This is a genomic window from Thalassotalea psychrophila (assembly GCF_031583595.1).
Classification (GTDB): Bacteria; Pseudomonadota; Gammaproteobacteria; order Enterobacterales; family Alteromonadaceae; genus Thalassotalea_A; species Thalassotalea_A psychrophila.
This window is the reverse complement of record NZ_CP134145.1, coordinates 4,543,979-4,569,187: the sequence shown is the minus strand read 5'-3', so window position 1 is coordinate 4,569,187 and position 25,209 is coordinate 4,543,979. Positions and strand designations below refer to the sequence as shown.

The 25,209-nt window shown below is 39.8% G+C and carries 20 protein-coding genes; 16 read left to right on the top strand and 4 right to left on the bottom strand.

Annotated features, from left to right (window positions below):
- Nucleotides 1-9 precede the first annotated feature (9 nt).
- The 14 genes from RGQ13_RS19080 (at nt 10) to RGQ13_RS19015 (ending at nt 15,374) form a co-directional block, all read left to right on the top strand.
- Nucleotides 10-819, top strand: coding sequence for an alpha/beta fold hydrolase (locus RGQ13_RS19080; RefSeq protein WP_348391320.1), 810 nt, complete (start codon nt 10-12; stop codon nt 817-819).
- Nucleotides 820-823: 4 nt separating this feature from the next.
- Nucleotides 824-1,417 (top strand): isochorismatase family protein, encoded by a 594-nt coding sequence (locus RGQ13_RS19075; protein ID WP_348391319.1) that lies wholly within the window; start codon nt 824-826, stop codon nt 1,415-1,417.
- A gap of 26 nt (nt 1,418-1,443) precedes the next feature.
- A complete protein-coding gene (locus RGQ13_RS19070) occupies nt 1,444-2,652 on the top strand; it encodes an FAD-dependent oxidoreductase (protein ID WP_348391318.1) in 1,209 nt (402 codons plus the stop codon).
- 364 nt (nt 2,653-3,016) lie between these two features.
- On the top strand, nt 3,017-5,674 hold the full coding sequence (locus RGQ13_RS19065; RefSeq protein ID WP_348391317.1) for a TonB-dependent receptor: 2,658 nt from the start codon (nt 3,017-3,019) through the stop codon (nt 5,672-5,674).
- Nucleotides 5,675-5,779: 105 nt separating this feature from the next.
- Nucleotides 5,780-6,706 carry a hypothetical protein gene (locus tag RGQ13_RS19060; RefSeq protein ID WP_348391316.1) on the top strand — a complete coding sequence of 309 codons (927 nt, stop codon included), beginning with the start codon at nt 5,780-5,782 and terminating at the stop codon, nt 6,704-6,706.
- Between the two features lie 120 nt (nt 6,707-6,826).
- Nucleotides 6,827-7,216 (top strand): hypothetical protein, encoded by a 390-nt coding sequence (locus RGQ13_RS19055; protein ID WP_348391315.1) that lies wholly within the window; start codon nt 6,827-6,829, stop codon nt 7,214-7,216.
- A 35-nt stretch (nt 7,217-7,251) separates the two neighbouring features.
- Nucleotides 7,252-8,028, top strand: coding sequence for a maleate cis-trans isomerase family protein (locus RGQ13_RS19050; protein ID WP_348391314.1), 777 nt, complete (start codon nt 7,252-7,254; stop codon nt 8,026-8,028).
- A gap of 28 nt (nt 8,029-8,056) precedes the next feature.
- On the top strand, nt 8,057-9,025 hold the full coding sequence (locus RGQ13_RS19045) for a hypothetical protein (RefSeq protein WP_348391313.1): 969 nt from the start codon (nt 8,057-8,059) through the stop codon (nt 9,023-9,025).
- Nucleotides 9,026-9,157: 132 nt separating this feature from the next.
- Entirely contained in the window at nt 9,158-10,357 is a 1,200-nt protein-coding gene (locus RGQ13_RS19040; protein WP_348391312.1) for a CaiB/BaiF CoA transferase family protein, read from the top strand.
- Nucleotides 10,357-11,271 carry a hydroxymethylglutaryl-CoA lyase gene (locus tag RGQ13_RS19035; protein ID WP_348391311.1) on the top strand — a complete coding sequence of 305 codons (915 nt, stop codon included), beginning with the start codon at nt 10,357-10,359 and terminating at the stop codon, nt 11,269-11,271. The genes RGQ13_RS19040 and RGQ13_RS19035 overlap by 1 nt, the downstream gene beginning before the upstream one ends.
- A gap of 18 nt (nt 11,272-11,289) precedes the next feature.
- Nucleotides 11,290-12,708, top strand: a complete 1,419-nt coding sequence (gene leuC, locus RGQ13_RS19030) for a 3-isopropylmalate dehydratase large subunit (protein ID WP_348391310.1) — start codon at nt 11,290-11,292, stop codon at nt 12,706-12,708.
- Nucleotides 12,708-13,337 (top strand): 3-isopropylmalate dehydratase small subunit, encoded by a 630-nt coding sequence (gene leuD, locus RGQ13_RS19025; RefSeq protein WP_348391309.1) that lies wholly within the window; start codon nt 12,708-12,710, stop codon nt 13,335-13,337. Before leuC ends, leuD begins: the two co-directional genes overlap by 1 nt.
- Before the next feature lie 23 nt (nt 13,338-13,360).
- The gene (locus RGQ13_RS19020) at nt 13,361-14,557 is read left to right on the top strand and encodes an MFS transporter (RefSeq protein ID WP_348391308.1); all 1,197 of its coding nucleotides are present in this window, start codon (nt 13,361-13,363) and stop codon (nt 14,555-14,557) included.
- Nucleotides 14,550-15,374, top strand: coding sequence for an SDR family NAD(P)-dependent oxidoreductase (locus RGQ13_RS19015; RefSeq protein WP_348391307.1), 825 nt, complete (start codon nt 14,550-14,552; stop codon nt 15,372-15,374). The genes RGQ13_RS19020 and RGQ13_RS19015 overlap by 8 nt, the downstream gene beginning before the upstream one ends.
- 303 nt (nt 15,375-15,677) lie before the next feature.
- Here RGQ13_RS19015 and RGQ13_RS19010 read toward each other — a convergent pair whose 3' ends face one another.
- The 3 genes from RGQ13_RS19010 to RGQ13_RS19000 all read right to left on the bottom strand — a co-directional run bounded on the left by RGQ13_RS19010 (nt 15,678) and on the right by RGQ13_RS19000 (nt 19,697).
- The gene (locus tag RGQ13_RS19010; RefSeq protein ID WP_348391306.1) at nt 15,678-17,612 is read right to left on the bottom strand and encodes an NAD(P)-binding protein; all 1,935 of its coding nucleotides are present in this window, start codon (nt 17,610-17,612) and stop codon (nt 15,678-15,680) included.
- Between the two features lie 438 nt (nt 17,613-18,050).
- Entirely contained in the window at nt 18,051-18,917 is an 867-nt protein-coding gene (locus RGQ13_RS19005) for an isocitrate lyase/PEP mutase family protein (RefSeq protein ID WP_348391305.1), read from the bottom strand.
- 3 nt (nt 18,918-18,920) lie between these two features.
- Nucleotides 18,921-19,697, bottom strand: a complete 777-nt coding sequence (locus RGQ13_RS19000; RefSeq protein WP_348391304.1) for a maleate cis-trans isomerase family protein — start codon at nt 19,695-19,697, stop codon at nt 18,921-18,923.
- 133 nt (nt 19,698-19,830) lie between these two features.
- On the opposite strand from RGQ13_RS19000, the gene RGQ13_RS18995 reads away from it, so the two are divergent.
- Nucleotides 19,831-20,553, top strand: coding sequence for an SDR family oxidoreductase (locus RGQ13_RS18995; RefSeq protein WP_348391303.1), 723 nt, complete (start codon nt 19,831-19,833; stop codon nt 20,551-20,553).
- 155 nt (nt 20,554-20,708) lie between these two features.
- On the opposite strand, the gene RGQ13_RS18990 is transcribed toward RGQ13_RS18995, so the two are convergent.
- Complete coding sequence (locus tag RGQ13_RS18990) at nt 20,709-21,743, bottom strand: LacI family DNA-binding transcriptional regulator (RefSeq protein WP_348391302.1); 1,035 nt, start codon at nt 21,741-21,743, stop codon at nt 20,709-20,711.
- 902 nt (nt 21,744-22,645) lie between these two features.
- Between RGQ13_RS18990 and RGQ13_RS18985 the strand changes: the two genes are divergently transcribed.
- Nucleotides 22,646-25,177, top strand: a complete 2,532-nt coding sequence (locus tag RGQ13_RS18985) for a TonB-dependent receptor (RefSeq protein ID WP_348391301.1) — start codon at nt 22,646-22,648, stop codon at nt 25,175-25,177.
- Nucleotides 25,178-25,209: the final 32 nt, after the last annotated feature.

Below are 25,209 nucleotides of genomic sequence, written 5' to 3'. Positions count from 1 at the left end.
GGTACTATTATGAGCGAGCAATCTAACATCAATAAAGGCTATGCAAACACTGATTTTGGCCAAGTGCATTATTTAACTGCTGGCGATAAGTCAAAACCTGTATTGGTTTTACTTCATCAAGCGCCAAGCTGCGCTGAGATGTACCGTATTATCATGCCATTTTTAACCGAACACTTTTACTGCATTGCTCCTGACTTTATTGGTTTCGGCCAAAGTGATGGCATCAATTTAGGTGCACATAGTATCGATTTATATGGTGATAGCGTGGTGCAATGTTTGCAGCATATTGGTGTCAATATTAGCGAGAACCAAGCCGCTATTTTTGGCCATCATACCGGTGCTGCCGTTGCTAAATATATCGCTTCGAATTATCCATATTTATGTGAACGTTTAATCATGTCAGGTCCAACGTTAATGCCAGCAGACTTGTGCGCTGCATTGCCAGCCAAAGTGGCATTGCCTGAGCCCGATGAGGGCGGAGAGTATATCGCTAATATTTGGCAAAAAATGCGCGGTAAAGACAGTGATGTAGATATAGCTATAGCACAAAGAGAAACCTGCTTAGCAATACAAATGGGTGAACACTATCAAGCGGCCTATAAGGCAGTAGCAAATTTTGATGCAGCAGCAGCATTAAGAAAAATACAATGCAAAACGCTAGTTTTTGCCGGTGACCGTGATGTTTTACAACCTTATATTGATGATAGCTTAGCGCTTTTAAAAATGGGAACCAAGGTCGAAATTGGCGATACCACAACTTATGTTTGTGAAACTCATCCGCAACAAGTTGCCAATATAATAATAAACTTTTTGAGATAAATTCATGGACTTACAGAAAAACAAATTAGGATTTGGTCAACGACCAGCATTGATATTGGTTGATATGATCAATGGCTTTACTGATCCAGCTTGCCCTTTGGGGGCAGAGTGTGAATCTGTGGTGGTACACAACCAACAATTATTAGCCGCCTTTCGCGCCAAAGGGTTACCGGTATTTTTTACTACTGTGGTTTTTCATAATGAATCTCAAGCACGTGTTTTTAGAGATAAAATCAATGCGCTTGATGTGTTAACTCCAGGTTCGCACTGGGTAAAAATTGATTCAAGATTAACACCGCTAGAGAACGAAGCTGTTATTGAAAAGCAATGGGCGAGTAGTTTTTTTAAAACCGACTTAGCTCAGCAGCTAATCGCGGCCCAAGCTGACTCAATAGTGGTCACTGGTTTAACTACAAGTGGTTGTGTGCGCGCAACTGTAGTTGATGGCTTACAACATAACTTCCGAGTTGTTGTAGCAGAAGAGGCGGTTGGCGATCGTAATCAAGACGCCCACAAAGCAAACCTATTTGATATGAATGCAAAATATGCCGATGTTACTGGCTGTGCAGACATTATTTCCCAACTACACAAAATATAAAAATTACCATAAGGAGCAGTATTATTATGGCTAAAACAAATAACACAGTAATCATTTCAGGTGCAGGCCCGGCAGGTTCGGTTCTCGCATTGTATTTGGCAAAGCAAAATATTCCTGTCGTACTACTTGAAAAACATAGCAGTTTACCAATCGATTTAAGAGCGTCGACGTTTCACCCGCCATCAATGGAAATGTTAGATGGATTAGGGCTTGCTGATGAAATGATTGAGAAAGGTTTAGTTGTAGATAGATATCAATATCGCGATCGTAAAACTAACGAAGTTGCTGAGTTTGATATGAATTTGATCAGTGATGAAACTCGTTTTCCATTTCGTTTGCAGTTAGAGCAGTATGAGTTAACGCACATTATTGGTGAACACCTTAAAAACTATGACAACGTTGAAGTGTTATTTGAGCATGAAGTTGCTGATTTTGAACAAGACAATGATGGCGTTACCGCAATTGTTAACACACCTAATGGTGAAATCAGCATTAATGGCGCATTTTTACTAGGCTGTGATGGCGCCTCGAGTAATGTTCGAAAAGCGGCAGAAATTAACTACGGCGGTTTTACTTATAATGAGAAATTCTTGGTTGCTAGTACCACGTTCCCATTTGAAGATGCCTTCGATAATCTTTCTTATGTTAACTACGTATCAGATCCTGATGAGTGGTGTGTGATATTACGTACGGAGAAAATTTGGCGTGTACTTTGGCCAACAGACCCGAATGAAACCGATTTAGATAAATACTTAACTGATGAATTCATTCAAGACCGTCTACAACACCTTTATAAAAAAGAAGGTGATTATGACATAGGCCATCGTACGTTATACAACGTACATCAACGTGTTGCTGAAACCTATTACAAAGGCCGTGTAGTGCTTGCTGGTGATGCTTGTCATATTAACAATCCGTTAGGCGGTATGGGTATGAATGGCGGTTTACATGATGCGTTTAACTTAGCTGAAAAATTAACAGACATTATTCAAAATGGTGCAGATTATGAAGCAAAGTTTGCCCACTATGATCGTCAACGCAAAGATTTAGCCGTTCAATTTGTGCAAAACCATACCATTGCCAATAAGAAACTGATGGAATCTACTGATCCTGAAGAGCAAGCTAAACGTCAAAAAATGTTTATGGACACGGCTGCTGATCCAGTTAAAGCGAAAGAATTTATATTAGAGCGTGCAATGATTCAATGTGTAAAGGATTCACTCGCTGTTGAATAAAGCATTTTAATTAACGAAATATTAAAGCCAGTTATTAACTGGTTTTTTTTTACATATTTTTTGATCTTTATGTGTTTTCGTCTGATTTTTAGCCAAAAAAAGTGACATATGTCAGTCCAATTTACATTTAAATAACATATCTTAGGTCTATTGTATTATCAATATAACAAAATAGATTGTTTTATTGTTGCATCAATATAACAAATGTGTAACTTTAATAACTAAGAGCAAAGCCTGCGCAATGCTTAAATAATAATAAGACAAATACAATAATAGAAATTTGCGACACGCCTGATGATGTTTATGTAGTTCAATCAGGTATGGCAAACAATAATAATTTAAAGCCAACCCCTAGGGTGAAACTATGAACAAAACTAAGTTATCTATTCTAATATCCTCTTTTTTGCTTGCGCAATCAGCATATGCTGCAGAGTCCGATGCTGAAACACAAGCGGCAAAAGAGTCAGACATTGAAAGAATTACCGTTACTACTCGTAAAATTACTGAAACATTAGAAACAATTCCGTTGTCTATTTCAGCAATGTCAAATAGAGAAATTGAAGAGAAAGGTATTCAAACATCAGAAGATGTAGCTAAATATATTAATGGTCTAACATTTGATATTGGCGCAGGTCCAAACGATACTCGCCCTACGATTCGTGGTTTAACTATTGACCGTGGTCGTCCAAATGTAGCGATTCTAGTAGATGGTATCGATGTTTCTTCAGAAACAATGACATTATCTGGTGGTGGTATGACCGCCAACATGAAGCTTCTAGATCTACAACAAGTTGAAGTTGTTAAAGGTCCTCAATCGGTAAACTATGGTCGCAGTGCATTCGCTGGAGCCATCAACTATGTAACTAAACGTCCTAGTTTTGACAAGCAAGTAAAATTAGATGCCAATATCGCTGAAAACAGTACGCATGACCTTGCATTGACCATTGAGGGCGGCCTTACTGAAAATTTTGCAGCAAAAATTAAAGTCATCGACTCATCAAGCGATGGCCAATATGACAATCCAAATACTGGTGGAAACTTAGGTTATTCTGAATCACAAGGTGTTGCCTTATCGGCGTTATATCTTCCTAGTGATGATACGTCGATTTATTTCCGTGCAGAAACCTCAGATGAAGAATATGGTCCTCGTCCAGTAGTGTCTATTCGTAGCATGCTTCCAGAATTCGATCCGATGACTAATCCATTTGCTACCGGCTCGGTTAATACCGCGCAAGGTGGAAAAATGTTACCTTACTCTTTTGATGCACCACAAGATTGTGCGGCAGCAGAAGCAGCGCCTTATTGGGACAGTTTCGCTTTCTTAGGTCCTCAACCTAATTGTCGCCCTATGGTTACGGGTGAAGTGCAAGGAGACGAAAGTCAGATTGATTTGTCAGCGAATCCTCTAACAGGCAAGGATTATAGAGGCACTGACGTAGAAAATACTCGTGTTTCATTTGAATTTGAGTGGAATTTCGATTCTTTTAACTTTGTATCAAGTACCTCTTATACAAAAAGTGACTCGTCAATTATAGAAGATTTTGACTCTACAGATTATTCGCTTTATTCAGATCCGGTAGGAATGCCACCTTTTGCACCACCATGGTCACAATTTGGTATGCAATCAGACTCAAGTTCAACCTTTGAGTTAGAGCAATATAACCAAGAATTTCGCCTAAGTGGTGATACTGACAAATTTAACTGGGTTGCTTCTGCATTATTCTGGAAAGAAGAAATGGAAACACAATTCGGCAATCAATTTTGGTTAAGAGAAGGTGCGGATAAAGCAACAGTACTTGCACAATTGCAACAATCTCCTTTCACTAGCTTTATTAACGATCTTAAAGAAGCGCCATTTGCTGATGGTGTTAATAAAACAACTCCAATTACACGAGATACTGAACATTGGTCTATTGCTGGTTTAATCAATTGGCATGTAACAGATGACATGAACATTTCATTTGAAGGTCGCTATATTGATGAAACTATCGATTATACCGGTGAAGCAGATGACAGAACGTATGATGCCTTTTACATGTTTGGCATGCATGCTTACGATGCTGGACAATTAACATTTGATCCGACTATTCCACCGTTTGGCGGCTTTGTACCTAACGAGAATTACTATACTGAGAACAGCGTTAGCGACAGCGCATTCTTACCGCGTGTAACGGTTGATTATCAAGTAAATGAAACCGTATTTACTTATGTAACAGCTTCAAAAGGCTTTAAACCCGGCGGTATTACTACCACCGATGCTAATGGTGATGTTAGAGATGGTGAGTACAAGCCTGAAGAACTTTGGGCTTATGAAATTGGTGCTAAAGCATTCTCTGCAGAAAATAATGTCTTAGTTAACGTAGCGGCATTCTATTGGGAATATACTGACCAACAAACACCATTTACTTTCTTTAATGAAGTTGGTATTGCTAACGTTTCGGTTATCAACGCCGGTGAATCTGAAGTAAAAGGTTTTGAAATTGATAGTGTATGGCAACCAATTCCTGAATTACGTATTTCAGGCGGTTATTTGTATTCTGATTCTTCATATACTGATTTCAATTTAGCAGAAATCGTTGCAGGTGCTGATCTTCCTGGCGCTAAAGTAAGTGATGTTGATAAAATGATTTCCGGTAATGAAGATGGTGATTTTTCAGGTAAACAATTACCTCTTTCAGCAAAACATACAGGTACGATTAACGCACGTTACACTACTGAAGTTTTTGAACTTCAAGCTTTCGTTGAAGTGTTTGGTCAATACAGTTCGAAACGTTATGTAGATCGTGGTGAGCATGCTTACTTAGATTCATATTGGGAATGGGACTTAAGCATCGGAATGCAGGGTGACAACTGGACTGTTACTGGCTATGTTGAAAACTTATTTGATGACGATACAATCAAATCTGCAATTGGTAACGTTGATTATGGTTTCTTCCCTGACGGTCAAGCTGTTCCATTTGCGGTAAATGCAACTTTACCTAGTTTAAGAACTGCAGGTGTTCGTATGAGTTATACATTTTAATTAACTGATAATATAGCAAAAAAAAGAAGGGACGCATTGCGTCCCTTACTATTCTTATTTTATATTCTATGTAAATAGATTTTTCTTTTAACTTTGGAGATTATTGTGACTACTGACGTTGTATCTCAGCCTTCTAAATTTTCTAATATCCGCGCTAACACTGTCTTTATGGCATTGCTAGTTTACTTTTTCGTGACTTTGCAAAAACCTATTTCCCATATGTATGTCGTCAGTATGATTTACGCTGTCCCGCACTCCGAAACCTGGAAGTACTTAATGACTTTCGCTATTGGTTGTATCGGTGTTGTTTTGATTTATAAGGGATTAAAAAAAGACGAAGTTAAGGGGTCATTACTTGGATTCTTGGGTGCTATGTTAATTTGGGACTCTTGGGTTGAAATGGGCTTAGATTTCTTTGAACACGCCAACTCTATCCCTATGGTGAAAGATGCTAGCGGAACACCAGTCTTATTAGGTTCACACAGCATATTAGAGATATCGTCGATCTTTTTATTATTCATGTTAATTACCACCATGTTCCAGAAAGATATGCGTTGTCGCATGTTGCTATGGATCCGTAAAACTTTAGGCTTGCGAGAAGGTTTAGGTAAACCAACGGCTGGCATTAAGCCACAAACCTCTCGAATTGCAGCCTCTGAATATGTATTTGTAAACTGGTTTATGTACGTGGTAATGATTCTGATTTTAGACCCACGTATTGCCGGTACTCACCACATGGCAACTTATATCTTGTCGGCAGCAATATTTGTTTGGTCAGTATACTTACTTTATAAACAAAGTAAGCAAACTGAAGTTGGTTTAATGATTCGTTATGCCATCGGTGCTGGCGGTGTTGCTTGGTACAACTGGGAAATAGCCACCTATTGGGGTTTTTATAAAGAGTTTTGGATTGATCCCAGCCAGTGGGGTAAATGGTTAGTTGTACTTGCACTGTTTATTGGTATTTTTATTTTCTTATGGAAAACACCAATAAACCCAGATTCTGGAAAATCGGCCAAAATAAATAAGTAATCATACAGGTCGGTTTACCGGCCTTTTTTTATGAATTCAGCTCTTGTCACAGCTTAGTAAATGCTGTTTGTCATTGTCGTAAATGAAAACTTTCAACATAATAAAAATAAAGAGGTTGTTATGAAACTTGCAAAAATTTATTTAATGCATGCACTTATTTATGTGCTTATCGGTGTCGCTTTGGGTTTATATATGGCGGCAAATCAAAATCATAGTCAAATGGTTACTCATGCACATTTATTGATGTTGGGTTTTGTTATGTCATTTTGCTATGCCTGTATTCATAAACTTTGGCTTAACGGCAAACCTTCTAAGTTCGCCACTAGTCAGTTTATTTTCCATCAATTGGGCACTATTTTGATGGTCGTAGGAATGGGCAGTATGTACGGTATGTTAATGCACCCTGCTATTGCCGGTATAACTATGGGTGTGGCAGCACTATTTATTATGATTGCGATTGTGCAGATGATTATTTTAGTGAAAAAACAACCGCAATTAAGCAACGCATAAGCGTATTTATATTCACATTGTTCTGAGGAATCATTATGGACAATTATCAAATTGCACGTCGAGCTCAAATCGGCGTTATTATCCCATCCACCAATACTGGTGTTGAATACGATTTACAAAAATTTATGTTTGATGGCGTAACTTGGCACCCATCAAGATTTTTAATCGAATTGCGTAACTGGGCAGAAGAGATGAACAAAACTGGCGAAAATGAAAATGCCGTATTTGAACGTTTTCTAGATATTATGCGTGGTGAAATTCCGAGTTCAATTCGTAATATTTTAAGTGCGAAAGTTGATCACATTATGCTTGGTATGTCGGCTGAAACATTTTGGGGCGGGCTTGATGGTAACATCGCCTTTGAACAAGAAATTCGCGATCAAATTGGTGACCTTGGGTTAACTACTGGAGCAGGAGCCACCAAAGATGCGTTAGAACTTTTTGGTGCTAAGAAGATATCGGTAATTACCCCATACCCTGAAGTTGGCGATGAAAACGTGATTCGCTTCTTTAGTGATATAGGCTTTGAGGTACATAAAGTTAAAGGTATGAACCGTCCATCTGCGACAGCTATTGCTGAAACTAGTATTCAAGAAGTTGTATCGGCTATCCATGAAGTAGATCACGATAGCGTTGATGCTATTATTCAATGTGGTACTAATTTATCTACTATGGACTTGTTTCCAACGTACGAGCATATTTTAGGAAAGCCTATGCTTCCAATTAATCAGGCAACTGCTTGGCATGCATTAAGAGCGTGTGGCATTAACGATAAAATTACTGGCAAAGGTCGTTTGTTAGAAGAGTTCTAACAGATATCTCGAGTTAAGGTTAAGTATTATGCCAAGAACCATTAACCTGTTAATTACTTTATCCTTATTATTAATGGGCTTAATCTGGTTACTTGGCCCTTATAATAGCGGTATTGAATTAACACCAGATAAAGGACCATTTTGGTATTATTGGCAATTACCTGATCCTACCTGGCTCACTCGTTTTAGCGCATGGGGCGGTTTCGCCTCACATCAACTTTTCTTTTGGTGGTTAATAGCTAGCAGTAAAAAGAAAAAAGCAGCTGGTGAACTAAGCTACCAAAAGGGCTTACAAAAACACAATTACATCGCGTTGTTTGGCAACTTATTTTTTGTTTTACTGCACATAGTTCAAACGAAAGTATTCTACGATGGCTTAGCTCAAGACACACATATATTTTCAGGTCAGTTTGCCGTTATTATTTTGCTGGCTTTAGTGCTAATCCTTGAGAATAAACGCCGTGGCTTACTCTTTGGTAAGCAAGTAGGATTTTTAAATAACATTCGCTATTTAGTCAAAGATTACCACGGCTATTATTTTTCCTGGGCTATTGTTTTTACCTTTTGGTTTCATCCTATTGAGATAACCTATGGCCATTTACTTGGTACTTTTTACGCTATCCTGATCATCGTTCAGGGGAGTTTGATATTTACTCGTTACCATCAAAACAAATACTGGACCTTATTGTTAGAAACCTTTGTATTACTGCATGGTGCGGTGGTTGCTTATATGTCTATTTACCACGATACTTGGCCAATGTTTGCCTTTGGATTTGCAACACTATTTTTTATTACTCAAATATATGGCTTAGGTTTGTCGAAGCGAGTAACTTATTATTGCAGTGCTGTTTATATCGTAGTTTTGGTGATTTTCTATCAAAATGATTACTGGCAAATGGTCGAAGTTTTACGTATTCCATTTATCTTGATTATAGTTGCAGTTGTGCTGGCTGCCCTGCTTTATTTAATTCATACCTTCATAATAAAACGCCGTTAAACACTAGCTTTATGACTGACTTTTCGCAATTGAATCTATTGCATTAATTAACCTTTGCTGACATACTTTGTTATATTGATATAACAAAGTATGTAATGGCTAATTTGATTGGTCTGATCCGCAGGAGTAGTAATGAGCAAGCCACTTTCAGGTTTAAAAATAATTGACTTAACCCATATGTTATCCGGGCCATATGGTTCAATGATCCTTTCCGATATGGGTGCCGATACAATTAAGGTGGAACCACTGCAAGGTGAAGGTACGCGAAAGCTGCTCGCTAAAGATCCAAATAATTCTTTAGATGGATTTGGTGCCTACTTTATTACCCTCAATCGAAATAAGCGTTCTGTTGCCATTGATTTGAAAAGCACAGAAGGCAAAGAATTATTTTACCAATTGGTTGGTGAGGTTGATGTTGTGATCAACAACTTTGGTCCTGGAGTACCTAAACGTTTAGGCATAGATTACGATACTTTGGTAAAGCATAACCCCAAAATTATTACTTGTTCGGTAACCGGTTTTGGTGAAGACGGACCGGGCCATAAGCGTCCAGCGTTCGATCAAGTAGCACAAGCTTTTGGTGGTGGTATGTCAATTACTGGTACCAACGCCGATCAACCACAACGCGCAGGCATTCCCATTGGCGATTTAGGTGGTGGTATGTTTGCGGTAATGGGTATTCTTGGTGCCGTGGTTGAACGCTACCAATCAGGTCTGGGTCAACATATAGATATTTCGATGCTTGATTGCCAAGTGTCATTGCTTAATTACATGGCAACTATGCACATGCTTTCAGGTGTTGATCCACATCCAATCGGTAACGGTCATTTTGTTCATGTGCCATATAACAGCTATAAAACTGAAGATGGCCATATTATTGTGGCAATTTTAGCGGATGAATTTTGGCAGCGCTTTAAATCAGTTACCAATACACCATTATTTGACAATGATAAATACGATGAACAACCGGGCCGTTATGCCGACAAGGCATTTATTGATAGTACTATCAATGAAATATTTGCTACCAATACCACAAAATATTGGTTAACAAAACTTGAAGAAGCGCGTATCCCTTGTGCGCCAGTAAATAAATTTAGCGACGTGTTAAACGACAGCCAAGTTTTACATCGCAACATGGTGGTAGATATTCATCACCCAGATGGTAAATCAACCAAAGGGCCGGGTAATCCAATTAAGATGTCTCGCTCGCACGAAGATACTTTCACACCAGCGCCGCATGTAGGGCAACACACCGATGAAGTGCTGTCTGAGTTATTGAATATGCCAGTAGAGCGAATAGAAGAGCTACGTAAGCAAGGTATTGTGAACTAATGACTAAGTTTGTTCGTATCACTGATGTCGGCCCAAGAGATGGGTTGCAAAATCAAGCAACCATATTAACACCAGAACAACGCGGTAAAATTATTGCAGGTTTGGTGGACGCCGGTGTTCCAAATATAGAAGTAGGAAGTTTCGTTTCTCCCAAAGCGGTGCCGGCAATGGCGGGAGTTGCTGATATTTATCAGCAGCTTCCTGCCGGTAAAGCTTACTACCAGGCACTGATCCCGAATGAAAAAGGCTATCAATTAGCTAAGACTGCAGGTGCAAAAGCAGTGATGATGGTTGTTTGTGCCACTGAAACTATGAATCAAAAAAATGTCCGTTTGTCGGTAAACGATGGTTTAAAGCAAGCTCGAGATATTATTAGCCAGGGTAAACAAGACGGTATCGATGTTATTTGCTGTATTGCTGTTGCTTGGGAATGTCCATTTGAAGGCAAAACTGATAATCAGCAAGTGATTAATATGGCGTCATATTTAGATGAAGCTGGAGCGAAAGAAATTATCCTTGCCGATACCATAGGTGCGGCAACGCCAGAGGCGGTTGCTCATTTAGTAGAGAAAGTCGCATCAAGTGTTTCTATAAAGAAACTTGCATGTCACTTTCATGATACCCGCGCAATGGGTCTGGCTAATGTTTATGCTGCGTTACAAGTTGGTATTCGAAAATTTGATGCTGCTCTTGGTGGCCTAGGCGGCTGCCCTTTCGCCCCTGGTGCTACGGGCAATGTTGCCACTGAAGATGTAGTGATGATGTTACATCAAATGGGCTATGACACTGGCATTAACTTAGAAGACTTAATGAAAGTATCCAATTTAGCCGGTGAAATGGTTGGTCAGGATATTGGCGGTCGAGCTGATAAGTGGCGACAATTACAGTTAGAAAAAGGCTTGCCGTTAGTCTAGCACTACCGACAATATATTATGAATAACGCTAAGACTTTATACGATAAATTATGGGATATGCATTGTGTTGAAGTAGACGAGCAAGGAAACGCGCTGATCTATATTGACCGTCATATTATTCACGAAATTACCTCTCCCCAGGCATTCGATGGTTTAAATCAGCATCAACGCGACGTTTGGCGAATAGATTCAATTTTAGCAACACCAGATCATCAAGTCCCAACCGATGATAGGCATTTAGGGTTGGAGGGATTCGCCGACCCTATTGCCAGACTTCAAGTTGAAACCTTAGACAAAAATTGTGAACAGCATGGTATTAATCAATTTAAATTAAATGATAAACGTCAAGGCATAGTACATGTTGTTGGTCCGGAGCAAGGAGCAACATTACCTGGAATGACAGTTGTTTGTGGTGATTCACATTCTTCTACCCATGGTGCATTTGCAGCCCTTGCTCAAGGTATTGGTACATCAGAAGTAGAACATGTACTTGCGACTCAGTGTTTAGCTCAACAGAAATGCAAAAACTTACGGGTTAATGTTAACGGTGAGCTATCGTTTGGGGTAACCGCCAAAGACATGATCCTTTATATTATTGGTAAATTAGGCACTGCCGGTGGTAGTGGCTATGCCATAGAATATGCGGGTGAGGCCGTTCAGGCTTTATCTATGGAAGGACGATTGACGCTTTGTAATATGACCATTGAAGCAGGCGCACGTTCTGGCATGGTCGCGTTTGATAATATCACTGCAGAATATTTAAAAGGTAAGCCATTTTCACCGAAAGGCGAGCAGTGGCAACAAGCACTAATGTTTTGGCAAAGTTTAGTTTCAGATCAAGATGCGGTATTTGACAAAGAGCTGCAAATTGACGCTAAAGACATTGCACCGCAAGTGACGTGGGGCACCAAGCCCGATCAAGTAGTTGATGTAAATGCTGCGGTTCCAAATTCTGCATCGGGCAAAGATGACGTCCAACAGCAAGAGTGGTTAAAAGCGCAAGAATATATGGGTGTTGTTGCTGCTACACCAATGAAAAACTTAACTATAGACCAGGTATTTATCGGCTCTTGTACTAATGGCCGCATTGAAGATATTCGTGCGGTGGCGCAAGTGGTAAAAGGTAAAACTGTTGCCAGTACTATTAAGCGCGCCATGGTGGTGCCGGGCTCTGGATTGGTCAAAGAGCAAGCTGAAGCAGAAGGCTTAGATCAAATTATCATTGATGCTGGCTTTGACTGGCGGTTTGCTGGTTGTTCTATGTGTAATGCGATGAATCCAGATAAATTAGAAAATCAGCAGCGCTGTGCCTCAACGTCAAACCGAAACTTTGAAGGCCGTCAAGGCCAAGGCGGTCGCACTCATTTAGTCTCCCCTGCAATGGCCGCAGCGGCAGCTATTGAAGGCCACTTTGTTGATATTAGGGAGTACAGCTAATGCAGCCTTTTATCCTGCACACTGGCAAAGTTGCGCCAATGGATCGGGCTAACGTTGATACCGACGCGATGATGCCAAAGCAATACCTTAAATGCATTAGCAAAACCGGTTATGGCGATTGGACCTTTGATGATTGGCGCTACCTAGATGCTGGTGATGTTGGAGTTGATCCTAAGACCCGCCGTAAAAATCCAGATTTTGAATTAAATAAACCACAATTTCAACATGCCAGTATTTTACTTGGTAGAGAAAATTTTGGCTGTGGATCCAGTCGTGAACATGCGGTTTGGGGAATTCGTGACATGGGTTTTAAAGTCATTATTGCCACTAGTTTTGCCGATATCTTTTTTAATAACTGTTTTAACAATGGTGTACTGGCGATCAGCTTATCTAGCGAGATTATTGACAGCTTATTCAACCAAGCAAAATTTGGTATTTCTATGACCATTGATTTAGAAAACCAAAAGATTATTTGTGAGCAACAAACGATAAATTTTGAGGTTGACGACATGCGTCGATTTAAATTACTAAATGGCTTAGACAACATTGCTTTAACGTTAGAAAAAGTTGACAAAATTAAAGCGTTTGAACAGCAACACCAACATAGTCACCCTTACTTTTTTTCTTAACTCAAGCGACTTACGAGAAACCTATGCCAATTCTATTTTTAACCGTATTCATTGATTTAATTGGCTTTGGTATTGTCATTCCAATTTTGCCATTTTTGGCTCCTAAGCTTGGTGCTACCAACTTTGATATCGCCTTAATCATTGTTATTTATTCAGTGTTCGCCGGTTTAGTTGGTACTCTCTGGGGAAAACTTAGTGACAAAATTGGTCGCAAGCCAGTAATAATATTCTGCTTAATTGTGACCGCTTTTTCTTACTTTTTATTAGCAAATGCTGAAACGCTAACTATGGTTTACGTAGCCCGTATTCTTGCTGGCTCTGTTGCCGGTATTTATGGTGTCGCATCTGCCATGGTTGCCGATTTGTCGACACCAGAAAATCGTGCTAAATCCATGGGGTTAGTTGGCGCAGCGTTTGGCTTAGGTATGGTGTTTGGCCCATTCCTTGGTGGTGTACTTGCTGGCGATGAGCTTAACTTTTTCTTGCCGTGTATGGTGGCTATGGGGTTATCTATATTTGCGAGTATTTTTGGTTTTATTTTTATGAAAGAGTCACACACCAAAGATAAGCAAAAAGCCCATAAAGAGTGGCGGCAAACAAGTGGCAAAACTAGCAGCTATAAGGTGCTTAAAGAAAGTGGTAACCGTTGGTTAATCAGTCAGTTTTTCTTACATTCGATGGTGATCACTATAGTCAGTTATTTATTCCCGTTGTGGATGGGCGCTATACTTGATTGGGGACCAAGACAAATTGGTATTGTATTTGGTATTCAAGGACTTATGATGGCCGCACTGCAAGCTAAACTTATTGGTGTGTTTGCAAAGCGCTTTGGTGAAATGCAAGTATTAGCATTCGGCATTGGCTTATTAACACTTGGTTTTACCTTTGCGACATTCTCAACAACTCAACCATTTATGATAGCGAGTTTCTTTATTACTATTACTGGTGCCAGCATGTGCATGCCGTTAATGAACTCTCTTATTTCGCAGCGTACCGACATGAAACATCGTGGGCGGATTATGGGAGCTTCAAGTGCCATGGGCGCGTGGGGGCGTGTTGCTGGGCCATTAATTGCAGGGGCAATATTAAGCGTTAGTGATTATCACTATGCTTGGGCCTTCGGTATCTTAATTGGTTTAGCTTATCTTACTTGGCCCCTGATAGAATTGACCAAACAAAAAACCAAACTGGCAGCGACTAATGAACAACAATATGACTAATAACAAAAAAACCGTCGTTATTACTGGTAGCGCTGGAGGTATTGGCGCAGGTATGGCAAAAGCGTTTTATAAACGCGGTTTTAATGTAGTGCTAAGCGATGTTAATCAACAGCTTCTAGATAAACGCGTTGGTGTTATTGCTGGCAGTAATGAAGATACCCGTGTTATTACCGTTTTGTGTGATGTAACAAATAGCGAACAAGTGCAAAACCTATGGCAGCAGGGCAAAGATGCATTTGGTAATATTGACTATTGGATTAATAACGCTGGTCTTGGCGGCACGCAAAAAGTTATCGCAGATTCTAGTGTTAAACAGCTTCAGCAAATCGTTAATGTTAATATTAATGGCGTCATTATTGGTACTCATGTTGCGTTAAATGGGATGAAAGCCCAACCAAATGGCAAAATTTATAATACTGCAGGTATGGGAGAAAATGGCTTTACCAGACCGACTATGGTTAGCTATGGTACCACCAAACGAGCAGTTGGTTATTTCTCTAATGGGGTTGCCAAAGAGCTTAACTTTACTAACACTAAAAATATTACTATTGGTTGGTTAAACCCCGGCATGGTGATCACTCCTATGGTGATAAACGATGCCAAAGAAATGGGTGAGCAACGCTGGAAAAAAGAAGGCCGCATCATGTTTAGGTTATTTGGTCAAAGCGCAGAGGAGTGCGGTGAACATCTTGTTAAGCGAATGATAGCAAGTAACAAGAATGGGCACTTCATCAAACTTTTACCCACCTATAAAATGATTTTTGGTTTTTGTTTTGGCTGGTTTAAAAAAGACAAGCTGAAGCAGTATGGAATTTAATTCATTCAGTCTGACACCGCAGTGTTTGATGCTAAAAACTGAAATAGAAAAATAACACCGTCATCCCACCGTGCTTTTGGGTGTGATCTCCTCCAGTTTCAAGGTGACTTAATCAGGCAGCTTTGTGCCATTCAGAGACATTTTCAAAATAAGAAAAGGAACACCGTCATCCCACTGTGCTTTTGGGTGGGATCTTCTCCAGTTTCAAGGTGATTTAATCAGGCTGCTTGTGCCATTAAGAGTCATGAATAGTTTTATTCTGACCCTTAACTCCAATTCAGTCCCTTTCTTTAATTAATAAACTCAAACAAGCAGTTCTGACACCGCACGGTAGCCTTGTTCTACTGCAGTTTCCATCATCGCCATAGCACCAGCATCAGAATTTGCAATTGCTATGCGCCCAAAAGTTTTTCGTGCTTGCACATGCGGATAACGTTCATCATTGAAATCCTTATAAACGTCGTCGTAGAGTGAGTTATACGTATAGGCATAACCGTGTGCCCAGCGATTAACCGTAATGCCCAATATGTCAGTTGCCGGATCAAACCCGCCTTCACTCAACATGCTGGTGAGTTGAAGCCGAACATGACGCTCGATGTCCTCAAATGGTGTGGATAAAAGTTCATGGCGGCCAAGCCGAAATTGTTCTTGCTGGGTTAGCTCAGGGTTATTGTTGTGCGGAAACCTCATCATATAGGCCATAACCGGCTCATCAGGCCCTCCGGCATAGGTATATTCACCAAGGCTGACTGGATAGTTCAGGCTGACGCTAGTGTGATAACTGCCCGGCGCTTGCACTGCGCAGATGCCCATTTTTTTCCAGGGCTGCCAGTTACGCAGAGCAACATTGGTAACAAGAATCGGTTGTTTGACCTGATTTTCCAGCGCCTTACGCTGTGACTCAGGCAATTCTGGGCAAAGATAAGGGATTATAGAGTTATAACAGGCCAGCACACAGTTACGGGCCTTGACCTGGCATGCCTGGTCGTTTTGTACGTAAGAAACGTTAACGAGCTTGGAGGACTGCGGCTCGCCCTCATGTGCTACTTGCGTCACGGTACTGTTTAACCGCAACCTTACTCGAGAGTTGGATTGATCAAGTTTTGAGTAATCAAAACGGGCTGTAACAACATCTTCCATTGTTTGCCCAGGGGCTACATCCGGGATCATGGCGCGTACCAGCAGGCGCGCGATCGAGGCATTGCCGTCAGGAAAATGGTGGATGTAGGGTTCCGTCCACATATTAAATTTAGGTAGGCCCGCCGCAACTTCCCCGGGCAAGCCGCACCAAGCCATGGCGGCGTAGGCGCTGATGGACTCGCTGCTAATACCAGCCTCACCAACAAGATCCTGTAGCATATCAAAAACTTGTGGCTCTTTTATCCCAAGATGCCGGGACAGAAACTCATGATAAGAAATACTGAACAGATATTGGGCTTTTTTATTGAGTGGGATCTCGGGCATCTGATCTTCCGTGGTCGTCAATAAAGTCAGAAAATCATCTCTTGCCGCCTCTGAGATCGGGAGCCTGGATACGGCTTCTTCAATCGTGAGATCTGACTCTGCGGGAGATAGAAAGCCATTCCAAAATCCCATATTCAAGGGGACGACACGATCCACTCCCCATTTATCTTTACTGAAATGAAGGCCGGCTTTTAGTCCATTTCGCTTGTAGAATTCTTGATCATAGGCGGTTTCGAATCGCTCCAAATTAATACCTAGATCATCAAGCAAGCCCTTTACGATATCGCTATAAGTTGATGGGGCGGCCATGGTTTCACTACCCCCATGCATAATCAGCGTTTTCCCATTGGCTTCAAACTCGTTGCGCTTGGCGTGGCCACCAAAGTCATCGTGATTGTCGAGAATCAGAATCCGTGCATCCGGTTTTTCTTTCCGATAAAAGTGCGCCGCCGACAAACCACTAATGCCACCGCCGACAACAACAAGATCATAGATATCAGAATCCGGTTGCTGCACCGGCCCCCAATCAGACCGCCCCTCTCTGGCAAGGGCGTGGGCGACGTCGAAAGCGCCATCGTGATTGCCTCGCATACCCATTAATGCAGGTGGATAATCAGCGTGAGGGGCAGAGGATAGTTTTGATTTAGCAGTCTTTCCACAAGCTGTTAGTGACCACGGTAACATTATACCGGCACCAATCGCGCCCATACCGAGCACAATATCCCGGCGGGTGATGAGTCGATCCATACCAAGTTCTTTATCTGATGGTTTCATAACAAGTAAATATCCTAAATAAATTATTATTATGACTTTCCATATTTACAGCTGAATGTGGAAGGCTGATGCACAAGCCAAAGTTAATCAGTATGCTCGTTTCAGGCAGAGATAGAAAACAAGGCGTAGATACAATGGCCTTATTACGATATCAATAAGTATCTACCCAACTCCTTTTACTGCCTGTTCCTTTAGCGCTATCAATACACACGGTGGATTGAAGTTACTTTGGACTAATGCCGCATCAAATTATAGGCAAATACTACAAAGGAGTAAAATATCTAATGTCTCATAAAGTGGATTAGTTTTCTGTCAGGATAAAGGCTGGCCTATATTTTTTCGATCTAAACAAACAACAAAACTCTTAATGTTAATTCGAAATATTTGATATTGATGAAGTAAGTCGGAACGGCAGCTATTCGGTAAAATGAATCAAACCTACTTATATTTTTCCGCTTTATCCAAGTAATCTTGCGCTTTAAGCAGTGCATTGGTTTGATTCAAATTCCACAAAGGTTGCTCATACGTGTTGGTGTTGCCAGTTTTCTCTATATGTTTAAGAATGTCCTGAGCTTTAGGAATAAAGCTATGCAGTAGAGCAACAGGAAATAGCGCGATTTTATAATTTAATGCTGCCATATCATCGCTGTTAGTGATGGGGCTATTACCGCCTTCCACTAAGTTATGTACGAGAGGTATTTTATCGCCAAATTCCTTACCGATAATTTGCATTTGTTCGACTGTTTTTGGTGCTTCAATAAACAGTAAATCTGCTCCTGCATCAACATAACGTCTAGCTCGTTCCATAGCATCATCAAAGCCATTAACGCCTAGTGCATCAGTACGCGCAATTAACAGCGTATTATCATTAGTTCGTGCATCGACAAAGGCATGAATTTTTCCAACCATTTCAGCTGCAGGAACAACTTGTTTTCCTTTCATATGACCACAACGTTTTGGCATTAACTGGTCTTCCATTTGCATCGCTGTAGCACCTGCTTGCTCTAGCACTTTTACCGTACGCTGAGTATTAACGGCATTACCAAAGCCCGTATCAATATCGACGGCCAATGGGATGTCATTATATTCACGAATGGCTGAAATGGTTGCTGCCACTTCACTCATTGATACCAAGCCAATGTCAGCAACGCCAAAACGAGAAAAAGCAATGCCAGCACCAGAAACAAAGGCCAATTCAAAACCTTGACTTTGCACTAATCGGGCGGATAAGCCATCGAATACTCCGGGTGCTTTAATTACACCAGCACGAGCTAGAAGTTGCTTTAACTGTTGTTGTGGTGTCATAAATTACTCTGGAATTGCAATGTGTTCTGCTAATAATGAACCAAAACCTTCAATTCGATCAGGAATACCATTTGAGCGTAGTGCATGCCAAAATGTTAAGGCATTAATTGCTAATACTGGCTTGCCTAACTCTTGTTCAAGTTGGGCCGCTAATTCTACAAAATGTAAATTAGTGCCGGCTTGCAAAATTAGATCAATATCATCACCATCAACTTCTTTAATAAGCTGACGAGTTTTGCCAAAGCTTTCAAAGGCAATATCTACGGGACCTGGAGAATTGTGACCTTGAATACGTACTACTTCATATCCAATATCGGCTAAAAACTTAACTACCATGTTATCGCCAACCGGCATATAAGGTGTTACAACACCAATTTTTTTAACGCCAGGGTAGCATTTCAATGCATCCATAATAGCTTGTGCACCAAAGGTAATTTCACAGTCACCTTGTTCTTTTGCAATAGTATTATATTTAGCAAATTCACGATCAGAACGTTCTTTACCATCCCAAAATGTTTCTGCTGAATAGCCAAAAATCACATGGTCAGGGCAACAGGTTAGGGCGTCAATTAAGCCTTGCTCGGTAGCATCACCAATGGCTTTCACCATACCAACAAATTCTTCTTCATTGGTCACTTTAAATGGAGGAATAACACAGCCGCGAGTTGCCAATACGACCCCTTTCGGGCACATCATATGATATTCAGTTTCAACCGCGGTATTGGTACTTGGTACTAATAATGCGAATTTTTTGCGGTAGCCATAATAATCGATAGACATTGTTATTCCTTAATTGTCGAAAAGCATTTTTTTAGCTTTTAATATTTGTTATAAAGATATAACAATAATGTAATATAGCTGACAAATAAAATAAAGCCTTAAATAACCAATGACTTTTATAAATGAGGAAAATATGGCAAATAGCAATACTGCTGTAAAAGTGGCGTTAGTAACTGGTGGAAATGGTGGCATTGGATTTGCTATCGCCAAACAATTAGCCGAACAGGGTATTAGGGTCATTATTACCGGCAGAGATGTAGAAAAGCTCAAACATGCGGTTAATGAACTTAAGCAACAAGAACTGAACGTTGAAGGTGTATTACTTGATGTTACTAGTGAGCAGCAATGCCAAAACCTAATTGATGATATTGATGTAAATTATGGCTGCTTGGATATTCTCATTAACAATGCCGGGATCGCTATTGATCAATGGCAAAGTGGTTTAACGATAGCAAAAGATGTTGTCGAGCAAACCATGACAACCAATGTTTATGGACCGCTCTCATTAATGCAAGCTGCTTTACCAATAATGAAACGGCAAAAGTATGGTCGTATCGTAAATATTTCTTCGGAGCTTGCCAGTTTTAATACAATGGAAATGGGCATGACACTCGCCTACCGAATGTCAAAGGCAGCATTGAATAGCATGACTAAAATATTAGCGCTTGAGTTAGCTGATTATCCGAACATCAAAATTAATGCTGCAGCCCCTGGCTGGGTGAAAACTGCTTTAGGTGGAGAAGATGCACCGTTATCTCCAGAACAAGGCGCTGATACCCCTGTATGGCTAGCGACCTTAGATGCCGATGGGCCCAATGGTGGTTTCTTCCGAGAGCGTAACCCTTATCCGTGGTAAGTGTAAGTAGGCAAATGCTACAAGAAGAATACACAAAACTACACCGTCATATAAAAGAAGAAGCTTCTAATAAATTATCATTTAGAAGCTAAGCTAGTGTGAGCTAGGTTTATAATGATTATTCCATGCTAAATTTTATATTGCTTAGATGATAACTATTTAATTATTTTTGTAGATTCACGTTCGACAATTTCAAAATCTAGGACATTTCGAAAATTTCGACTATTTGCCTTTGATAGATCTGAAAATTCACCTGAAATAATCAAATTAATAGCAAGCTCGGCCATTTGCTGAATGGGTTGTCTTACCGTTGTTAGGTTTGGTGATACCGAAACAGCAAGGTGGCCATCATCAAAACCCGCAATAGATAATTCTTCAGGTACAGAAATTCCATTTATATGTGCAGCGGATAAAACTCCCGCCGCCATCGCGTCGTTAGCAGCAAATATTGCAGTAGGTTTATCATCTAATGACAGCATTTTTTTAGCCGCTGTTAAACCTGATTCTACAGTAAACAAACCTTGCTCGATGTAACTAGGGGGGACATTAATTTGATTTGAACGAAGCGCATCTAAATAGCCTTGATAACGCAAACGACTCACGCCTTGATTTGGATTACCAATAATATGGCCAATTTTGGTATGGCCTTGCTTAATTAAAATCTCAGTTAATTCAAAGCTTGCTTGATAGTCATCCATACAAATATATGGAGATAAGTTCAATTGGGTATCAGGAGATATTCGAACAAAAGAAACATTAGCTTTTTGTAGTAACGCAAGCAATTTGGCATCGTTACAAATTGGTGGTAATAATATTAACCCATCAACTTGCGTTACATCAATGAGATCATTAACAGAAGCAAGTGATTTATCTGTATCTTCAACTTCATCGACAATTAAATGGTGACTCGTCGAACGACATACTTTTAAACCACGTATAATGAATTTACTAAGGTAAGACGTATCTAAATCATCAAAGTATAATAAACCTATAAAGAAAGATTTTTTACTTGCAAGTCTACGCGCAGCAACATTAGGTCTATAGTCCAACTCCTTGACAGTTTTCATCACTAAAGCTCGCTTCGCATCACTTACTTTTGGATCTTGATTAAGAACGCGGGATACAGTCATAGTCGATACTCCAGCCTTTTCTGCTACATCTTTTATTCTCGTACGTTTTGAGGCTGACATAATAACGACCACTCCTTAACTATTATCAATCTTAAATTGTTTTGGTATTAATAAATACTGTTAACGCTATCATTTAGTTTAGCACGCAGTTACAGTTAGAAATAATATAAATTAATTATTAGTGGAAATTTTATCTATAAACTATTCGTTATGTGCAAGGATAATTGGTTTTGGAAGTTGAGTTTTATTTGGAGCGTATATTTAAAAATTCTAACTTCCATTAGATTATACTAAGCTTAATAAAAATAATTAGCATCACCACCTATTACACCTATAAATGTATATATTCAATAAATCTTACATGCCTTCTCCTTAATTTTGAAATATAACAGCTACTATCTTATAGGGAAACGGCCTAAATTATTTCATTCATCGGTTCCGTTAATTCTCAGCGTTTTCCCAATGTTTTGCTCATGAAAATATCGAATATAATGATATTATTAAAGAGTAAGAGGGTAATGAATTAACAGTGAAAAAATTAAATCAATTATGATTCAGGTGGTTACACGTCATTTACCTAGCGATTTAGCGATCGTTCTCCTTCAAATTCAAGCGAAATGTTATAAAAATCAGTCAATATGTAAAAGATCTATTACCGTGCTTAATTTATCTTAGTTATAGGCTCATCAATGTACCAGAAAGTAGATTATGGCTTTCTTTCACTTAAGGAAAGAAAACCGGATACCAACTAAACAGAAGAGATGAACATGGTGCAAGAGAGAACATTAAAATAACAGAAATACTATTTTGAGTTATTGAATGGGATCTGAGAGTGAAAAGCTGTAGACACTTCAAGAAGTTTAAGTGACTACTTGAAAATTAAACTTATTGAAAAAAAAATAGTTTAAATGTTAGCGGTAACATTAGCATGAAAGACTAAATAACAATACGGGGTATACGAGATGAAAACTAAAAAAACACTTTTGGCTTCAATATTTGCACTGATGTTCTCTAATGTTCATGCTGCTGAAGAAACCAATACCGAACAGAATGCAGTAACGCAAGATGAAGAAAAAGTTGAAGGCGAATCGAGCATTGAATTAGAAAGAATAACAGTTACAGCTCGTCGTCGTAATGAAAACTTACAAGTAGTACCTGATACTGTTGTATCGATAGGTGAAGCAGAAATTAGTCGAGCCAATATCACAACTGCTGTCGATGTTACTGCTCGTATTCCTAATGTATCAATGGTTGAATCGCTTAGCCCTACCTCAACTTATATTATGGTTCGAGGTATTACTTCTGTTCGAAATTCAGAGCCAGCGGTTGCCATGATTATTGATGGTGTACAAGTGGGCAGCTCCACAGAAATGTCGCAATCATTTTTTGATGTTGAGCAAATTGAATTACTAAAAGGACCACAAGGCGCACTTTATGGGCGTAATGCCATTGGTGGTGCATTAATCGTTACTTCTAAAAAACCAGGTGACACTCTAGAAGGTAGGTTAACCACGGGGGTTGGTAATGGTGGTTTATTTGAGGTGTCGGGTTCTTTGGCTGTTCCAGTTACCGATGACCTGTTTTTTCGTGTTGCGGGTAACCATAAATCGTTTGATGGCCTTATTGAAAATGAACACTTAGAAGGTGTTCTTGAACGAAGTAATGCCGGTGTTGTCGGTAAAGTTCAAAAAGACTCAATGATGGACTTTCAAGAAAATAATGATTTTCGCGCCCAATTTATTTGGGAAGCAAGTGATAATACCACCATTGATTATCGCTATGCACAAAATGATCTTACCGCTGGAGCAATGTTTTATCGAAATATATTTCGCTTAGAAAGTGATCAAGATGCAACTTATAATGTGCCGATCAACTCTAATTCTAATCCAGTGGCAATTCGCACAATTGATACCAACACGTTAAAAATTGATCATGATTTTGCATCAGGCACATTAACGTCTATCAGTAATTATACTGACACGAATGAACGCTATGGTGTTGCGGGTGAAAACCAAGGTGGTAGCAGAACGGCTAACGTATGGTTCCAAGCAGCTCCTTCTGTTCTAGATATGATTAACAGCTTTGAGCCTGGCTCAGTTGATTATAACTTTTTTAACGATAATTTAGGCGGCAACGCTAACGCAGGAAATTTTGTTGGTAGTGATCAACAATATGATGTGCAGACTTTTTCGCAAGATTTACGTTTTGTTTCTGATACTGATGGCGATTTAAGTTATGTTGCCGGTGCTTATGTACTATTAACCGAACGTGCTGATAGTATAAGAGCAACCTGGGAAACCGCTAATGGCGAAGCTTTTGACTGTGTACCTGCCTATGAAGGTGGACCAGTCATTAGTGACTTCGCCTGTAACGGTGTGATTTTATCGACTCAAAATGAACAAGACAACACGGCTTGGGCGGTTTATGTTAGTACCGATTATAAAATAAATGACGAGTTAACACTAACCACAGCGCTTCGATACGATGAAGATGAACGAGAAGTTACTCGACTAGATGGTCCAACAGTAGATACCAATGGACAAGGTGTAGGTTCAACGGCAGTAGCAGGCGCAGAATGTGACTCAGCTGTTGACCCTGACAACTGTGCGGTATCAGGTTCAAAAGTATCTGAAACATTTTCTGCATGGCAGCCAAAAGCTTCAATAGCATATGTGCCTAGTGATCAGTTTACTTATTATGGTACATACGCTCGCGGTTTTAGAAGTGGTGGTTTTAATGCTTCTGGTGCGCTGTTAACTGATAGCTACAAAGAAGAAATACTTGATAGTTATGAGCTTGGTCTTAAAGCAAGCCTGTACGATAATCGTATTAGAGCTAGCGCCGCCGTTTTTTATCAAGATTATGAAAACGTGCAACAATTTGAATTTGATGGCAATGTCTTTGTGCAAAGTTTATACAACATCCCTGAAAGTACTATTACGGGCTTAGAAGGTAATATTGAATTTGCTGCGACTGAAGATTTAACCTTATATGCCGCATTTGGTATTATGGACTCCGAAATCAATAAATTTGATGAAGGTATTCGTGACAATTTGGAAGAACAGCTAAATGCAAGAATTTCAAATGCTTTACCCATTCCTACTGAAACTCAAGTAGCTTTTGACAAAAACTTCAAGGGAGAAAAACTACCTAATTTTGCTCATCAAACAGCTAATATCGGTATTCAGCATAATATGCCTTTATCTAACGATAGCTATTTAATTACGCGAATCGACTATAACTACTCAAGTGATAGACAGTGGTGGATAGATGGTCAAGATCATCAAGATGACCTTGGTCTATTGGATGCGAGTATTGGTTTAGAATTTTCACAAGGTTTTGAAATCCGTGCATGGTGTAAAAACTGTACCGATGAAACCTATGATTCTGAATATTCACCTACTGAACGTGAACTTTTTGGTGGACCAGCTAAAGATCTTGCCTATCCGGGTAAGGAGCGAACTTTTGGGGTGAAAGTTGATTATAGCTTTTAGTTACTGAGTTATTTAATTACTAATACCAAATA

Excerpts from the sequence above, each read along its gene's own strand:
- RGQ13_RS19080 (WP_348391320.1), top strand. The coding sequence starts at position 10 with ATGAGCGAGCAATCTAACATCAATAAAGGCTATGCAAACACTGATTTT.
- RGQ13_RS19075 (WP_348391319.1), top strand. The coding sequence starts at position 824 with ATGGACTTACAGAAAAACAAATTAGGATTTGGTCAACGACCAGCATTG.
- RGQ13_RS19070 (WP_348391318.1), top strand. The coding sequence starts at position 1,444 with ATGGCTAAAACAAATAACACAGTAATCATTTCAGGTGCAGGCCCGGCA.
- RGQ13_RS19065 (WP_348391317.1), top strand. The coding sequence starts at position 3,017 with ATGAACAAAACTAAGTTATCTATTCTAATATCCTCTTTTTTGCTTGCG.
- RGQ13_RS19055 (WP_348391315.1), top strand. The coding sequence starts at position 6,827 with ATGAAACTTGCAAAAATTTATTTAATGCATGCACTTATTTATGTGCTT.
- RGQ13_RS19050 (WP_348391314.1), top strand. The coding sequence starts at position 7,252 with ATGGACAATTATCAAATTGCACGTCGAGCTCAAATCGGCGTTATTATC.
- RGQ13_RS19045 (WP_348391313.1), top strand. The coding sequence starts at position 8,057 with ATGCCAAGAACCATTAACCTGTTAATTACTTTATCCTTATTATTAATG.
- RGQ13_RS19040 (WP_348391312.1), top strand. The coding sequence starts at position 9,158 with ATGAGCAAGCCACTTTCAGGTTTAAAAATAATTGACTTAACCCATATG.
- RGQ13_RS19035 (WP_348391311.1), top strand. The coding sequence starts at position 10,357 with ATGACTAAGTTTGTTCGTATCACTGATGTCGGCCCAAGAGATGGGTTG.
- leuC (WP_348391310.1), top strand. The coding sequence starts at position 11,290 with ATGAATAACGCTAAGACTTTATACGATAAATTATGGGATATGCATTGT.
- leuD (WP_348391309.1), top strand. The coding sequence starts at position 12,708 with ATGCAGCCTTTTATCCTGCACACTGGCAAAGTTGCGCCAATGGATCGG.
- RGQ13_RS19020 (WP_348391308.1), top strand. The coding sequence starts at position 13,361 with ATGCCAATTCTATTTTTAACCGTATTCATTGATTTAATTGGCTTTGGT.
- RGQ13_RS19015 (WP_348391307.1), top strand. The coding sequence starts at position 14,550 with ATGACTAATAACAAAAAAACCGTCGTTATTACTGGTAGCGCTGGAGGT.
- RGQ13_RS19010 (WP_348391306.1), bottom strand. The coding sequence starts at position 17,612 with ATGAAACCATCAGATAAAGAACTTGGTATGGATCGACTCATCACCCGC.
- RGQ13_RS19005 (WP_348391305.1), bottom strand. The coding sequence starts at position 18,917 with ATGACACCACAACAACAGTTAAAGCAACTTCTAGCTCGTGCTGGTGTA.
- RGQ13_RS19000 (WP_348391304.1), bottom strand. The coding sequence starts at position 19,697 with ATGTCTATCGATTATTATGGCTACCGCAAAAAATTCGCATTATTAGTA.
- RGQ13_RS18995 (WP_348391303.1), top strand. The coding sequence starts at position 19,831 with ATGGCAAATAGCAATACTGCTGTAAAAGTGGCGTTAGTAACTGGTGGA.
- RGQ13_RS18990 (WP_348391302.1), bottom strand. The coding sequence starts at position 21,743 with ATGTCAGCCTCAAAACGTACGAGAATAAAAGATGTAGCAGAAAAGGCT.
- RGQ13_RS18985 (WP_348391301.1), top strand. The coding sequence starts at position 22,646 with ATGAAAACTAAAAAAACACTTTTGGCTTCAATATTTGCACTGATGTTC.